Raw genomic sequence first — 13,360 nt, 5'->3', positions numbered from 1 at the left:
TTGCCGACATCGACGGTGCACGATGGGTCGAATCGGCGCTCACCATTCTTTTTCGACACGAGGAGAAGCCCTGTGATCACGGCGACCGACCTGGAGGTCCGGGCCGGAGTCCGCACCCTGCTCTCGGCCCCCGGGCCGGCGCTGCGGGTGCAGTCCGGCGACCGGATCGGACTGGTCGGACGCAACGGCGCGGGCAAGACCACCACCTTGCGCATCCTCGCGGGTGAGGGTGAGCCCTACGCCGGAAAGATCACGCGCTCCACCGAGATCGGCTACCTGCCGCAGGACCCCAAGGAAGGCGATCTCGATGTGATCGCCCGCGATCGGGTGCTGTCCGCGCGCGGCCTGGACACCCTGATCCGGGACATGGAGAAGCAGCAGGCGCTGATGGCCGAGGTGGCCGACGAGAAGGAACGCGAGAAGGCGATCCGCAAGTACGGCCGCCTCGAGGACCAGTTCTCCTCGCTCGGCGGCTACGTCGCCGAAAGCGAAGCCGCCCGCATCTGCAACAGCCTCGGCCTGCCCGACCGGGTCCTGGGCCAGCAGCTGCGCACGCTCTCCGGCGGTCAGCGCCGCCGCATCGAGCTCGCGCGCATCCTGTTCTCCGCCTCCGACGGCTCGGGCGGGCGCTCGGACCGCATCCTGCTGCTCGACGAGCCGACCAACCACCTCGACGCCGACTCGATCACCTGGCTGCGCGGGTTCCTGCAGAACCACGACGGCGGCCTCATCGTGATCAGCCACGATGTCGAACTGCTCGAGGCCGTGGTCAACAAGGTGTGGTTCCTCGACGCGGTGCGCGGCGAGCCCGATGTCTACAACATGGGCTGGAAGAAGTACCTCGACGCCCGCGCCACCGACGAACAGCGCCGCGTCCGCGAGCGCGCCAACGCCGAGAAGAAGGCGAGCGCACTGCGTCAGCAGGCCGCCAAGCTCGGCGCCAAGGCCACCAAAGCCGCTGCGGCACACCAGATGGTGCGCCGGGCCGAGCGCTTGATGGCCGAGCTCGACGACGTGCGCGTGGCCGACAAGGTCGCCCGCATCCGCTTCCCCGAGCCCGCGCCGTGCAGCAAGACGCCGCTGATGGTGAACAACCTGACCAAGCTCTACGGGTCGCTGGAGATCTTCACCGGCGTCAACTTCGCCGTCGACAAGGGCAGCCGCGTCGTGGTGCTCGGCCTCAACGGCGCGGGCAAGACGACCATGCTCAAGTTGCTCGCCGGTGTCGAGACGCCGACCTCGGGCGGCATCGAACAGGGCCGCGGCCTCAAGGTCGGCTACTTCGCCCAGGAGCACGACACCCTCGACGATCAGGCGACGGTGTGGGAGAACATCCGGCACGCCTCCCCGGACGCGGGCGAGCAGGAGCTGCGCAGCCTGCTCGGCGCCTTCATGTTCACCGGTCCGCAGCTCGAGCAGCCCGCGGGCACCCTGTCCGGTGGTGAGAAGACCCGGCTGGCGCTGGCCGGGCTGGTGTCCTCGGCGGCCAATGTGCTGCTGCTGGACGAGCCGACCAACAACCTCGACCCGATCTCGCGCGAGCAGGTGCTCGAGGCGCTGCGCACCTACGCGGGCGCCGTCGTCCTGGTGACGCACGACCCGGGCGCCGCCGAGGCGCTGAACCCGGAACGCGTCATCCTGCTGCCGGACGGCACCGAGGACCACTGGTCGAAGGAATACGCCGAGCTGATCGACCTCGCCTGAGCCGTCAGGGGCCGGAGGCGGTAGCGCAGCGTCACCACGGAGGTCCCCGGCTCTGGCGCTGTCCTACACCGCCTGAGCCGTCAGGGGCCGGAGGCGGTAGCGCAGCGTCACCACGGAGGTCCTCGGCTCGGGCGCTGTTCTATACCGCCTGAGCCGTCAGGGGCCCGTGACGGCGGTGTGTCGCGCGTGAAACGCTGTGTCGGGAGGGAACTCGCGGCACTCGCGTGAGTTTCATCACTGTTTTCGTTGATCACCGACTCCGGAGTGTCTAGCCTGGAATCAGCTGCTCGGCGACTCGGAGGAAGCCATGAGCGACAGTGCGAGACAGGCCGCTAGGTCGGCCAAGGGCAAGACGACGATCGGCAAGGCCGCGCTGGGAAAGGGCACCCGGGTCACGGGCAAGTCCCGCGACCGGTTGCAGTCCCAGCTGAAGAAGCAGTACGAGGCGGGCGCGAGCATCCGCTCGCTGGCCAGGGCCACCGGCCGCTCGTACGGCTTCATCCACAATGTGCTGGTCGAGTCGCACGTCGAGTTGCGCGGCCGTGGCGGCGCCAACCGGCGCAAGAATCCGGCCGACTGAGGCGCGCTCACCAGCCGGGGACCGCACCGTCCCCGTGCACGAGCAGGTTCGCCAGGCTGGTGAACAGCGGCAGGCCCGTCTTGATCTCGAGATAGGCGAACTGCCCCTGTGGGTTGACCTCGAGGAAGTAGTACTCGCCGTCGTTGCCCAGTCGCAGGTCGACGACGCCGAAGCTCAGCCCGAGGGCCCCCATCAGGGTGGCCAGCGACTTGCTGACCGAGGCGGGCAGCCGGTCGCGGGCGAAGCCGACCGAGGTGTCCAGCCGGGAATCGACCCGGCCGACGCCGGCCTGGGAATCGATGCGCACCGACCACTCGATGCCGTCGACCCAGACCACCCGCAGATCGCAGCTGGCCTCGACGTAGTCCTGGAACGTGGTCGGGGTCGACCGGATCGAGCCGAGCCTGCTCAGCTCCGGCCGGGTGATGATCCTGGTCTCGGAGAATTCGCCGCGCCCGGTGCCCGTGCGCTTGTATACCACTGGGCCGGAACGGGATTCGACGAAACTGCGGGCTTCGTCCGGATCGTTGGTGATCAGTGTCTCCGGGATGGCGAACCCGGCCCGCTGTGCCGTCTCGAGCTGCACGATCTTGCGGCTGGCGGTGCGCTCGGCGGCCGGATCGTTGATCCAGTACGCCGGGATCGACCACAGCATGCCCTGGAGGAACCCGTCGCATTCGGCCTGGCGGAACTCGTCGTCGGCGGCGCGCACGCCGTGCGGTACCAGACACGGGTGCGGCCTGCGCCACCAGACCGCGCGCACGTCGTCGAGACCGTGGATGTGGGCCAGCGCGCGATTGGTGCCTGCCTTGTTCAGCCGGAAACTGCCTGTCTCCCTGGGGAAGTCGCGCAGATCCAGCCGAATCGGGTCGAGCCCGTGGTGTTCTCGTAACGTGGCGGCCAGCGCATCGGCGTGCAGGTCGTCGGTTTCGGAGACGATGAGCACCGCGTCGGTCGCGCGTTCCATGACCGTGGGCCGTTCAGTCGAGGCTGTCGCAGTTGATGCCGTCGCGGAAGGTGAACGTGGCGCCGGTGACTCCGCCGCGCTCCGCGATCCGCAGCTTGGCCGCCCAGGCGCGGGTGGCCTGGGCCAGCAGGTCGTCACCGAGTGCCTCGGAGGGCTCGGGCGCCAGGGTGATCGGCCGGTCGACCAGTTCCACCCGCATCCGGCGGGTGAAATCGGCGGTCGCGCCGGGCCGGATGTCGACGCGCACCTGCCGTTCCCCCGCGGTGGCGCGGTCTTCGGTGAGCCGCACGACGTCACGCCGGTCGAAGGTCCACGTACCACCGTCGACCCGCACCGAGATGTCGCGCTCGGACTCGGCCACCAGCAATCCGCGCAAGGCGGGGCCCCGATCTCGGGACGACGCGGTAGCGGGGAGGTGGATGGCGTCGGTCATGGGCACTCACTCCGATCTTCTCGTCTGCTCGCGATTTGCCAGAACCCCCGAAGGTGCTACGGATCATAACGCGCGAGCGGGCGTCACCGAGTCGGTTCGCAAGATTTGCGGGGCCTCGGGCAAACCGCCGAGCGGCGCGTGATCGCCTAGCGGGGAGAGAATTTCGGACAACTCGACCAGGGATCACACCGTCGCACCGGCAATCGATCAGCTAACGATGTCGGGTACGCCGACGGCCCGCATCGCCGCGAGATTGCTGAACGATACGGGCCGTGTCGGCTCGGGTTCAGAGGCCGAGGAGCTCCGGGCGTTCGGCCAGAGCGCGAAAGTGCTCGCCGGGGTTGGGGACCAGCTTGCGCTCGGTCAGGTCCATCGCGCCGGCCACCACGGTGATCTCCGCGGACACCGTGCCGTCGAGTTTGATGATCTGGTGGTGGAAGCGGAAGACTTTGCCGCCGTCCCATTCGCAGGTGGCCGTCACGGTCACCTCGTCGCCGCCGCGCAGTTCGCGCCGGTACTTGATCGTCGATTCGAGGACGACCGCGCCGATCCCGCCGGCGAGGAACTTGTCCTGCGGGATCCCCGCCGCCCGCATCAGCTCCCAGCGGGCGTGCTCGCCGTACTGGTGGTAGACGGCGTGGTTGAGGTGGCCCTGGGTGTCGAGCTCGTAGCCGCGGACGAGGACCGGTACGGAGAACGTCATACGGCGTATAACCAGGGGTTTCGCCGCTATTGTTCCCGCGATGACTGCAATCTGCGCCACAGACTGCTCGGTTCGGTATCGCGGGTCAGCGGCGGTGGGCGTTGCGCTCGGCCCACCAGGCGGGCGCGTCGACGAAGTGGTTGTCGAATTCCTCTTGGGCGGCGACGAATTCGTCGTGCGTCGCCTCGCCGCGGATCAGGCGGTCGAGCAGACGGAAGTACTCGAAGCGCTGCACGCCGGGCATCAGGGCGATGAGGATGCGCGCGCCGCTGTCGGGGGTGGCGCCGAAGGCGTGCGGCATGTGGCGGGGGACCACCAGGGAGCCGCCCGCGCCGACGGTGTGGATGTGGTCGCCCGCCATGACCTGGAGTTCGCCGTCGGCGACGTAGAACAGCTCGTCGGAGCGGGTGTGGAAGTGCGGCGCTGCGCCGTCGGCGCCCTGCGCCATGGTGACCTCCAGCGTGCTGACGGTGCCGTCGCTGGCGTCGGCGTCGGTGAGCAGGCGCATCCGCACGGACTCGGTGCCGAGGGTCTCCGCGTCCTCGGGCAGGCAGAGGGCGATATCGCGGGCGTTCGTCATGGCTTTTCCATTCGCTGGTTGATAATTCGCTACCGAACTATATCGCAGCGAATAGAATTGCGTCCATGGATGATCCGGATGCCGTCGATGCCATCGCCGCCCAGTGGCGGCGCGAACGCCCCGACCTCGACCTGGCGGCGATGGCCGTCTTCGGCAGGCTCGGCAGGCTGATGACCGTCGCCACGGCCCGCATCGAGGCCGTGTTCACCGCGCACGGATTGCAGCGTGGTGAGTTCGATGTGCTTGCGGCACTGCGCCGTTCGGGGGCGCCGTACGAACTCAACCCCTCGGTGCTCGCCGACACGCTGATGCTCTCGCGCGCCGGGATGACCGGGCGGATCGACCGGCTGGAGACGGCCGGACTGGTCCGCCGGATCGCCGATCAGGGCGATCGCCGGGCGGTGCGCGTCGCGCTCACCGGCGCGGGGCGCGAACTCGTCGACGTCGTCGTCGGCGCGCACATCGAGAACGAGACGCGCATGCTGTCGGTGCTCGATCCCGCCGATCGTGTGGCGCTGGACCGGATCGCGCGCATCATGCTGCGCAGCCTCGAAGGCTAGCCGATCCCGCAACGCGCAACCATCGTCATCGGAGATCCCGCGCACCGCAATCGGTGAGTCGGCAGTGGGTGCACCGACGAAAGAACCGCCGCGGTGTTCCGGAAAACATTGCGGCGGTTCGGGTTCCGGAGCTCAGTCGCGACGGCGGACGGAGGCTTCGACGAGATCGAGGACGGCGGAGAGGTTGTCGTCGGTGTGGCCGGAGGCGATCCGGGCGATCAAGCCGTCCAGCACCAGGTCCAGATAGCCGAGCAGGACGTCGGTGGGGACGTCGTCGCGCAGCGCGCCCGCGGCCTTGCGGCGTTCCAGGCGGGCCAGGGTGGCCGCGGTGAGTTCGGCGGAGCGCTGGGTCCAGCCTGCGCGGAATTCCGGGTCGGTGCGCACCCGGCGCGCGATCTCGAGGCGGGTGCCCAGCCAGTTGAATTCCTCGGGGCGGGCGAGCATGTCCCGCATGACCTGCACGATGCCCTGGTTGGCCGCGACCTCGGCCATGCGCTCGGCGTCGTCCTTGGCCAGGGCGAAGAACAGCGCGTCCTTGTCGCGGAAATGGTGGAAGATGGCGCCGCGCGAGAGGCCGATGGCCTCCTCCAGACGGCGCACCGTGGCGCCGTCGTAGCCGTATTCGGCGAAGCAGCGCCGTGCGCCGTCGAGGATCTGGCTGCGGCGGGCGGCGAGGTGGTCGTCGCTGACCTTGGGCATGAGTCCTCCGACTGACGATACACCGACCCCCGCCCCGGAGTGCGGAGCGGGGGTCGATGATGAATTGGCTTGTGGCCGAGCAATGGTGGATGAGGTCCGAGCAGGAACCCACCCCGTCGGGAGCGAGCCCGACGAGCGATGTCCGGGGCCGCCCCGCCGCCGGGCACTCGAAGCGCATGCGCCGCAGGCGCGAGTCTCGAGTGTCCGGCGGCGGGGTCACGAGGCCCCGGACCCCGCCGCGAAGCGGCGCATGATCTCAGCCGCGGATCATGTTGCGCAGGACGTACTGCAGGATGCCGCCGTTGCGGTAGTAGTCGGCCTCACCGGGGGTGTCGATGCGCACGACCGCGTCGAACGTGGTGACCTTGCCGTCTTCCGCGGTGGCGGTGACCTTGACGGTCTTCGGGGTGACACCCTCGTTGAGGGCGGTGATGCCCTCGATGTCGAAGGTCTCGGTGCCGGTCAGGCCCAGCGACGCGGCCGACTGGCCGGCCGGGAACTGCAGCGGCACAACGCCCATGCCGATCAGGTTGGAGCGGTGGATGCGCTCGAACGACTCGGTGATGACGGCCTTGACGCCCAGCAGGCTGGTGCCCTTGGCGGCCCAGTCACGCGAGGAGCCCGAACCGTATTCCTTGCCACCGAGCACGACCAGCGGGATGCCCGCGGCCTGGTAGTTCTGCGAGGCGTCGTAGATGAACGCCTGCGGGCCGCCCTCCTGGGTGAAGTCGCGGGTGTAGCCACCCGAGACGTCGTCGAGCAGCTGGTTGCGCAGCCGGATGTTGGCGAAGGTGCCGCGGATCATCACCTCGTGGTTACCACGACGCGAGCCCAGCGAGTTGTAGTCCTTGCGGGCCACACCGTTGGCGTCGAGGTACTGCGCGGCGGGGGTGCCGGGCTTGATCGGGCCGGCCGGGGAGATGTGGTCGGTGGTGACCGAGTCGCCCAGCAGCGCCAGGACGCGGGCGCCCTTGATGTCGGTGACGGGGCTCGGGTCCATCGACATGCCGTCGAAGTACGGCGCCTTGCGGACGTAGGTCGACTTCTCGTCCCACGCGAAGGTGTCGCCCTCCGGGGTGGCCAGGCCCTGCCAGCGGGCGTCGCCGTCGAAGACGGTGGCGTAGGAGTTGCGGAACATGTCCTGGCTGATCGACGCCTTGATGGTGTCGTCGATCTCCTGGGCCGAGGGCCAGATGTCCTTCAGGAAGACGTCGTTGCCGTCGGCGTCCTGGCCGAGGGCGTCGGTCTCGAAGTCGAAGTCCATGGTGCCCGCGAGCGCGTAGGCGATGACCAGCGGCGGGGAGGCCAGGTAGTTCATCTTCACGTCGGGGGAGATACGACCCTCGAAGTTGCGGTTACCCGACAGCACGGCGGTGACCGAGAGGTCGTTGTCGTTGATCGCGGCCGAGATCTCCTCGGGCAGCGGGCCGGTGTTACCGATGCAGGTGGTGCAGCCGTAGCCACCGACGTAGAAGCCGAGCTTCTCGAGGTAGGGCCACAGACCGGCCTTCTCGTAGTAGTCGGAGACGACCTGCGAGCCCGGCGCCATGTTGGTCTTCACCCACGGCTTGGTCGACAGGCCCTTCTCCACCGCGTTGCGGGCGAGCAGGGCGGCGCCCAGCATGACCGACGGGTTGGAGGTGTTGGTGCAGGAGGTGATACCCGCGACCACGACGGCGCCGTGATCGAGGACGAAGTCACCGCGCTCGGACGAGCGCACCTCGACCGGCTTGGACGGACGGCCGTTGGCGCCCTTGGCGGCCGAGTGGGCCGGGGTGTAGGTGTCGTCGGCGGCGTTGGCGGACACGGCGACCGAATCCGACGCAGGGAAGGACTCCTCGCCCGCCTCGTCCAGCGCGGACAGCTCGCCCTGGCCGACGTAGTTGACGATGTCGGAGCGGAAGGCCGCCTTGGACTCGCTGAGCAGGATGCGGTCCTGCGGGCGCTTCGGGCCGGCGATGGACGGCACCACGGTGCTCAGGTCCAGCTCCAGGTACTCCGAGTACGCGGGCTCGTTGTCGGCGTCGTGCCACATGCCCTGTTCCTTGGCGTACGCCTCGACGAGCGCGAGCTGCTCGTCGGTGCGGCCGGTCAGGCGCAGGTAGTTGATGGTCTCCTCGTCGATCGGGAAGATCGCCGCGGTGGAGCCGAACTCGGGGCTCATGTTGCCCAGGGTGGCGCGGTTGGCCAGCGGCACCTCGGACACGCCGGCGCCGTAGAACTCGACGAACTTGCCGACGACGCCGTGCTTGCGCAGCATGTCGGTGACGGTCAGCACCACGTCGGTGGCGGTGACGCCCGGCTTGATCTCACCGGTCAGCTTGAAGCCGACGACGCGCGGGATCAGCATGGAGACCGGCTGGCCCAGCATCGCGGCCTCGGCCTCGATGCCACCCACGCCCCAGCCCAGCACACCCAGGCCGTTGACCATGGTGGTGTGCGAGTCGGTGCCCACACAGGTGTCGGGGTAGGCCTGGCCGTTGCGGACCATGACGGTGGGGGCCAGGTACTCGATGTTGACCTGGTGGACGATGCCCATGCCCGGGGGGACGACCTTGAAGTCGTCGAAGGCACCCTGGCCCCAGCGCAGGAACTGGTAGCGCTCGCCGTTGCGCTCGTACTCGAGCTCGACGTTGCGCTCCAGCGCGTCGGCGCGACCGAAGACGTCCAGGATCACCGAGTGGTCGATGACCATGTCGGCAGGGGAGAGCGGGTTCACCTTGCTCGGGTCGCCGCCGAGAGTGGTGACGGCCTCACGCATGGTGGCGAGGTCGACGATGCAGGGCACGCCGGTGAAGTCCTGCATGATCACGCGCGCGGGGGTGAACTGGATCTCGACGCTCGGCTGCGCCGAGGGGTCCCAGTTCGCGATCGCGCGGATGTGATCGGCGGTGATGTTGGCGCCGTCCTCGGTGCGCAGCAGGTTCTCCGCCAGCACCTTCAGGGCGTAGGGCAGCTTCTCGGTGCCGGGAACAGCCGAGAGACGGAAGATCTCGTAGGAGTTGCTTCCGACCTCGAGCGTGCCCTTGGCGCCGAAGGTATCAATCTTCGTCACGTCAGCTCCACTCATCTGTGAGGGTGTGCCGCCGGCGGGGCTGTGCCGGCGACTCGCGTCTTCGGAGGGGGTTCGGCGCCGTGAGCGCCGGATTCCTCGCCGTACGAGCCTAACAGTACGCTTGTCCTATGAAATACGCGGGGGCGGTTCGGCGAGCCGTGTGAGCGTGTCCGCGCGCACCGTCGGCTACTGTGCCAGTCGAGCGAGTCGGGGAATGACGCGTTGACGCTCACCCTGCAGTGTTGGATGCCCGTCGCAACGCAGGCGATCGAGGCTCGACAGACCGGATGGAAGATGACCGTCTTGCACACCTTTGCGCCGATGGCCGCCGAACTGCCGCCGAACACCGTGCTGAGCAGTGTCCGGTCCGATCTCGCCGACAATCATGTCGCCGCTCCCAAAGGCGTGAACCAGGAGAAGCTGGCGGCGATCGTCGCCGAGGCGCGATCCGAGGGGATCCCGCTGAGCGTCGTCGTCGTTCCCGGCAACCCCGGCCACGACTCGAGCCTACGTGACCTGGCCACCGAGGTGGGCAAAAGTACGCAGGGCACCGTCGCGGTCTTCAGCGACGACTGGATCGGCACCTACAGCGACGGCATCAGCCGCGTCCGGCTGGAGTGGGCCGAGGACGGCGCCAAATACAAGGGCAACCATCCAGAGGAGGCCGTGCAGGCCTTCGTCGCCCGGCTCGAGGAGCCCGAAGGTGTGTCCTGGGGGGTGATCACGGCTGTGCTGCTGGTGCTCACCGCGCTCGTGATCGCCGGTCTGTATCTCGTCAAGGTCCGTCGCGGACCCGAGGGCGAGGAGCGGGATCGGGTCGCTGTGGCGCACCGCGATGCGGGATCCCCCGAGTAACAAGTCTCCCTTTCGTCACATTTCCAGACCTCTGGTCTGTTTTTCGCGTGCAAACCTGTCGCTCGTAAGGCTAATTCCGGGCAATCGGCAAATTACACCCCTGTCATCCTGTGGCAGATGTTTCCTTTGTGAACTATGTGTCGTACGGTTGCGGTGATCGCGATCGTGAAAGCAGTGGTACAGGGGGCATTGGTCGACTTGTGTGGTCGATGGGTGGGCTGATGCACCGGTGGCGTATGTCGAGTCGAGTCACTCGGAGGTGCCGTGCGCGGTGCGGGCAGGCAGGACGAACCAGGGCTATTACGGGTAGCGGCAGGATTGCTGATGGCGCTGGCCGTTCTCGCGAGTGCGGGACCGGTCGCGGCGGTGCCACCGCCGCCCCCCAATCCCTCCGACGGCGAGATCGCGGGCGCGGGCGCGCAGGTCGACGCGCGGGTCGGCGAGATCGGTGTGCTGATCAACCGCGTCGCCGCGGCCGATCAGCAGCTGCGAGCCCTCGACGACGTGCTCGCCGCCAAACGCGAGGCGGTCAACCAGGCGCTGGTCGATCTGCAGACCGCCCGTGACGCCGCCGACGCGGCCGCGGCCGCGGTCACCGATTCCCAGGCGCTGCTGGCCGACGCGGGCGCCAAAGTCGGTGTGGCCCGCCAGGAATTCGATCAGCTCGCGACCCAGGCCTACGTGCGGCCGGTGAACAGTTCGGTCGTCACCTACCTGGCCTCCTCGACCCCTGATGCCGCGATGGATCGCGCGCAGGTGCTGAGCATGGTGTCGAAGAACCAGCGCCAGGTGCTCGACGACCTGCGCCGCACCCAGATCGCGCAGGCCAACCAGAACGCCGCGGCCCGTCAGGCCAAGGCCGACGCCGACAGTGCCGCCGACGCCGCCGAGCAGAAGAAGAACGCCGCCCAGAACGCGGTGGCCGTGGCCAAGTCCGAGTACGACAGCCAGACCGTGACCCGCGACAACCTCCAGCGCGATCGCGCCGCGGCGCAGTCCGCCCTCGACGTCGCCCGCCAGACGGTGGCGGGCCTGCAGAGCCAGCGCGAGGTGTTCCTGGCCTGGGACGATCAGCGCCAGGCCGAGGTCACCGCGCTACTCGCCGCCGCCAACGCCGCCGCCCAGCGCGCGGCCGCCGATCAGGCCGCCCGCGACCGCGCCGCCCGCCTCGGCGAGGGCCAGCGCCCCCACACTGAGCTGGAGTCCACCCCCGCCTCGCCGCGCAAGACCCAGCCGAAACCGACCAAACCGCAGGTCACCGGATCGGCCGCGATCGAGACGGTGATCGACCGGGCGATGTCGCAACTCGGGGTCACCTACGCCTGGGGCGGCGGGGACGAGGACGGGCCGACCCTGGGCATCCGCGACGGCGGCACCGCCGACGCGCACGGCGACTACAACAAGGTCGGCTTCGACTGCTCGGGACTGATGCTCTACGCCTTCGCCGGGATCGGCGTCTCGCTGCCGCACTACAGCGGCTACCAATACAACGCGGGCACCCGCGTCGACGTGGAGGACCGCGAACGCGGCGACATGCTGTTCTGGGGACCGGGCGGCAGCGCGCACGTCGCGCTCTACCTGGGCAACGGGAAGATGATCGAGGCTCCCGAATCCGGTGACGTCGTGAAGATCTCGCCGGTCCGTGAGGACGGGATCATGCCGTACGCGGTCCGCATCGTCACCGAGTAGGCGCTGCACCGGGTTGTGCGCCTGGGCCGGGTCGGGCACCTGGGGTTGGGCTGCGGTCCTGGGGTCGTGTTGTGCCGACCTGGGCTCGGGCTGCGGACCTTGGATCGGGTTGCGCGTCTGGGGCCGACCTGCGCACCGAGGCCGAGCCAGGACCGGACCCTGATGGCTATTCCGCTCAGGTGGTGTCACCGGGGTCAGGTGGTGGCGACCAGGGTCGCGGAGACGATGACATTGGACAGGTAGCGGCGCTGGGCCGGGTCGAACGCGCCGCCGCAGGTGATGAGGCGCAGGCGGGCCGTGCCGTCGTCGGCGAACACGCGCTCGGTCGGGAACTGCGTCTTGTCCACCGACTCGGTGCGGTCGACGACGAACCGGACGGTGCTGCCGTCGGCCCTGGTCAGCTGGATCTCGTCGCCCGCGGCGAGCTCGGCGAGCCGGAAGAAGACGGCGGGCCCGCCGGTCGAGTCGACGTGTCCGAGGATCACCGCCGCCCCCGCCTCCCCGGGACTGGCGCCCGGCTCGAACCACGACGGGCGCTCGAAGTCCGGGGGCGCGGCGAGTGCCCCGGCCGCGGTGGTCCCGCTGCGCTCCACGCCGGTGTCGAGCCCGATCCGCGGAATCTCCAGCCGGACCGGTGCCGAGCGGCCCAGCGGGGCGGCCGCCGCCACCGCGCCCGGCAGCGCGGTGGCGACGTGGGCGGGCGGCGGTGCGGCCTGCCCCGGAACCTGTGTGGCGGCGGCCCGGAAGAACGCCGCCGCCACACCGACCAGGACCACCGCTACCACGACGGTCCGCCACCCCTGCCTACCGCGCATCGCCAAAACTCGTTCTGCGCCATGCTCGATCGCGCCGTCGACCGCCGCCCGACCTGGAACCACGTCGTTTGCCTGCCTCGGTGTCGTCCGGACCGAGCGGTCGAGTGTCAGCGCGGCCGCGGCGCCGAGCAGTGCCGGAGCGCAGCGCTCGTGTTCGTTCGAGCCGGGTGGGGTCGGCATCGGTGGCCCATCGGACCCGGGTGTGGTCGGGCCGCGGACCGGCTGTCGATCGAGTGGTCACGGTCGGGTCCTTCCTGCGCGGCGCTGGTCGCGAGTCACGGCGACGGCGGCGCCGAGCAGTGCCAGCACGCCGAACCCGGCCAGCATGAGCCGGTCGTCGCGGAACCGGCCGCCGGCACCGGTCTCGGGTGCGCCCGAGGGCATGCCGTAGCCGCTCGCGGCGGTCGCTGTTCCCGTGCCGCCGGTTGTGGTGGCGCCGCCGGTGACGGACGCGCCACTGGAACGGCCGTTGTCCGGCTTCGTCGTGTCGCCGGAATTCCCTGCGGGCGTGTCGGACCCGTTCCGAGCGCCGGCGCCCGGAGCCTGTTCGACAGGCGAAGGTGCGCCCTGGTCGCCGGAGGCGCCGGGCCCCTGAGCCGACCCCGACCCTGCCAACGCGCCACCGAGCACCGCGCCACCGACTGCGGCGCTGCCGAGTGCGGCGCTGCCGAGTGCGGCGCTGCCGAGTGCGGCGCTGCCGACCGCGGCGCTGCCGACCGC

Annotated in this window: 13 protein-coding genes; 5 read left to right on the top strand and 8 right to left on the bottom strand. The window is 69.5% G+C overall.

Annotated features, from left to right (window positions below; all coding sequences use genetic code 11):
* Positions 1-72 precede the first annotated feature (72 nt).
* Together ATM97_RS12750 and ATM97_RS12745 are read left to right on the top strand one after the other, a co-directional pair.
* Positions 73-1,704 (top strand): ABC-F family ATP-binding cassette domain-containing protein, encoded by a 1,632-nt coding sequence (locus ATM97_RS12750; RefSeq protein ID WP_218718213.1) that lies wholly within the window; start codon positions 73-75, stop codon positions 1,702-1,704.
* Between the two features lie 307 nt (positions 1,705-2,011).
* On the top strand, positions 2,012-2,284 hold the full coding sequence (locus ATM97_RS12745) for a helix-turn-helix domain-containing protein (protein WP_019047730.1): 273 nt from the start codon (positions 2,012-2,014) through the stop codon (positions 2,282-2,284).
* Positions 2,285-2,291: 7 nt separating this feature from the next.
* Here ATM97_RS12745 and ATM97_RS12740 read toward each other — a convergent pair whose 3' ends face one another.
* The 4 genes from ATM97_RS12740 to ATM97_RS12725 form a co-directional block, all read right to left on the bottom strand.
* Positions 2,292-3,251, bottom strand: coding sequence for an MvdC/MvdD family ATP grasp protein (locus ATM97_RS12740; protein ID WP_218718212.1), 960 nt, complete (start codon positions 3,249-3,251; stop codon positions 2,292-2,294).
* A 13-nt stretch (positions 3,252-3,264) separates the two neighbouring features.
* Complete coding sequence (locus ATM97_RS12735; RefSeq protein WP_218718211.1) at positions 3,265-3,684, bottom strand: hypothetical protein; 420 nt, start codon at positions 3,682-3,684, stop codon at positions 3,265-3,267.
* A 286-nt stretch (positions 3,685-3,970) separates the two neighbouring features.
* Positions 3,971-4,387 (bottom strand): thioesterase family protein, encoded by a 417-nt coding sequence (locus ATM97_RS12730; RefSeq protein WP_218718210.1) that lies wholly within the window; start codon positions 4,385-4,387, stop codon positions 3,971-3,973.
* Positions 4,388-4,472: 85 nt separating this feature from the next.
* Positions 4,473-4,967 (bottom strand): cupin domain-containing protein, encoded by a 495-nt coding sequence (locus ATM97_RS12725; protein ID WP_374104853.1) that lies wholly within the window; start codon positions 4,965-4,967, stop codon positions 4,473-4,475.
* Between the two features lie 65 nt (positions 4,968-5,032).
* On the opposite strand from ATM97_RS12725, the gene ATM97_RS12720 reads away from it, so the two are divergent.
* Positions 5,033-5,527, top strand: a complete 495-nt coding sequence (locus tag ATM97_RS12720) for a MarR family winged helix-turn-helix transcriptional regulator (RefSeq protein WP_218718209.1) — start codon at positions 5,033-5,035, stop codon at positions 5,525-5,527.
* 132 nt (positions 5,528-5,659) lie between these two features.
* Here the strand turns inward: ATM97_RS12720 and ATM97_RS12715 are convergent, their stop codons facing one another.
* Entirely contained in the window at positions 5,660-6,226 is a 567-nt protein-coding gene (locus ATM97_RS12715; protein ID WP_019047713.1) for a TetR/AcrR family transcriptional regulator, read from the bottom strand.
* 256 nt (positions 6,227-6,482) lie between these two features.
* The gene (acnA, locus tag ATM97_RS12710) at positions 6,483-9,296 is read right to left on the bottom strand and encodes an aconitate hydratase AcnA (RefSeq protein WP_218718208.1); all 2,814 of its coding nucleotides are present in this window, start codon (positions 9,294-9,296) and stop codon (positions 6,483-6,485) included.
* Between the two features lie 279 nt (positions 9,297-9,575).
* Here acnA and ATM97_RS12705 point away from each other — a divergent pair, with 279 nt between their 5' ends.
* The gene (locus ATM97_RS12705; protein ID WP_218718207.1) at positions 9,576-10,136 is read left to right on the top strand and encodes a DUF6676 family protein; all 561 of its coding nucleotides are present in this window, start codon (positions 9,576-9,578) and stop codon (positions 10,134-10,136) included.
* A 324-nt stretch (positions 10,137-10,460) separates the two neighbouring features.
* On the top strand, positions 10,461-11,825 hold the full coding sequence (locus ATM97_RS12700; protein WP_218718206.1) for an NlpC/P60 family protein: 1,365 nt from the start codon (positions 10,461-10,463) through the stop codon (positions 11,823-11,825).
* Positions 11,826-12,019: 194 nt separating this feature from the next.
* Here ATM97_RS12700 and ATM97_RS12695 read toward each other — a convergent pair whose 3' ends face one another.
* On the bottom strand, positions 12,020-12,640 hold the full coding sequence (locus ATM97_RS12695; protein WP_218718205.1) for a class F sortase: 621 nt from the start codon (positions 12,638-12,640) through the stop codon (positions 12,020-12,022).
* 237 nt (positions 12,641-12,877) lie between these two features.
* Positions 12,878-13,360, bottom strand: a 483-nt coding sequence (locus ATM97_RS12690; protein WP_374104852.1) for a hypothetical protein, incomplete at its 5' end; no start/stop codon positions are given.

Origin of the sequence: Nocardia sp. MH4 (assembly GCF_019266065.1) — a bacterium.
Lineage (GTDB): Bacteria > Actinomycetota > Actinomycetes > Mycobacteriales > Mycobacteriaceae > Nocardia > Nocardia canadensis.
The sequence above is the reverse complement of the archived record's forward strand: the minus strand, read 5'-3'. Positions and strand labels throughout refer to the sequence as shown.

Coding starts and splice junctions, on each gene's coding strand:
- ATM97_RS12720 (WP_218718209.1), top strand. CDS start 5,033: ATGGATGATCCGGATGCCGTCGATGCCATCGCCGCCCAGTGGCGGCGC.
- ATM97_RS12725 (WP_374104853.1), bottom strand. CDS start 4,967: ATGACGAACGCCCGCGATATCGCCCTCTGCCTGCCCGAGGACGCGGAG.
- ATM97_RS12695 (WP_218718205.1), bottom strand. CDS start 12,640: ATGCGCGGTAGGCAGGGGTGGCGGACCGTCGTGGTAGCGGTGGTCCTG.
- ATM97_RS12715 (WP_019047713.1), bottom strand. CDS start 6,226: ATGCCCAAGGTCAGCGACGACCACCTCGCCGCCCGCCGCAGCCAGATC.
- ATM97_RS12700 (WP_218718206.1), top strand. CDS start 10,461: ATGGCGCTGGCCGTTCTCGCGAGTGCGGGACCGGTCGCGGCGGTGCCA.
- ATM97_RS12745 (WP_019047730.1), top strand. CDS start 2,012: ATGAGCGACAGTGCGAGACAGGCCGCTAGGTCGGCCAAGGGCAAGACG.
- ATM97_RS12740 (WP_218718212.1), bottom strand. CDS start 3,251: ATGGAACGCGCGACCGACGCGGTGCTCATCGTCTCCGAAACCGACGAC.
- ATM97_RS12735 (WP_218718211.1), bottom strand. CDS start 3,684: ATGACCGACGCCATCCACCTCCCCGCTACCGCGTCGTCCCGAGATCGG.
- ATM97_RS12730 (WP_218718210.1), bottom strand. CDS start 4,387: ATGACGTTCTCCGTACCGGTCCTCGTCCGCGGCTACGAGCTCGACACC.
- ATM97_RS12705 (WP_218718207.1), top strand. CDS start 9,576: ATGACCGTCTTGCACACCTTTGCGCCGATGGCCGCCGAACTGCCGCCG.
- acnA (WP_218718208.1), bottom strand. CDS start 9,296: ATGAGTGGAGCTGACGTGACGAAGATTGATACCTTCGGCGCCAAGGGC.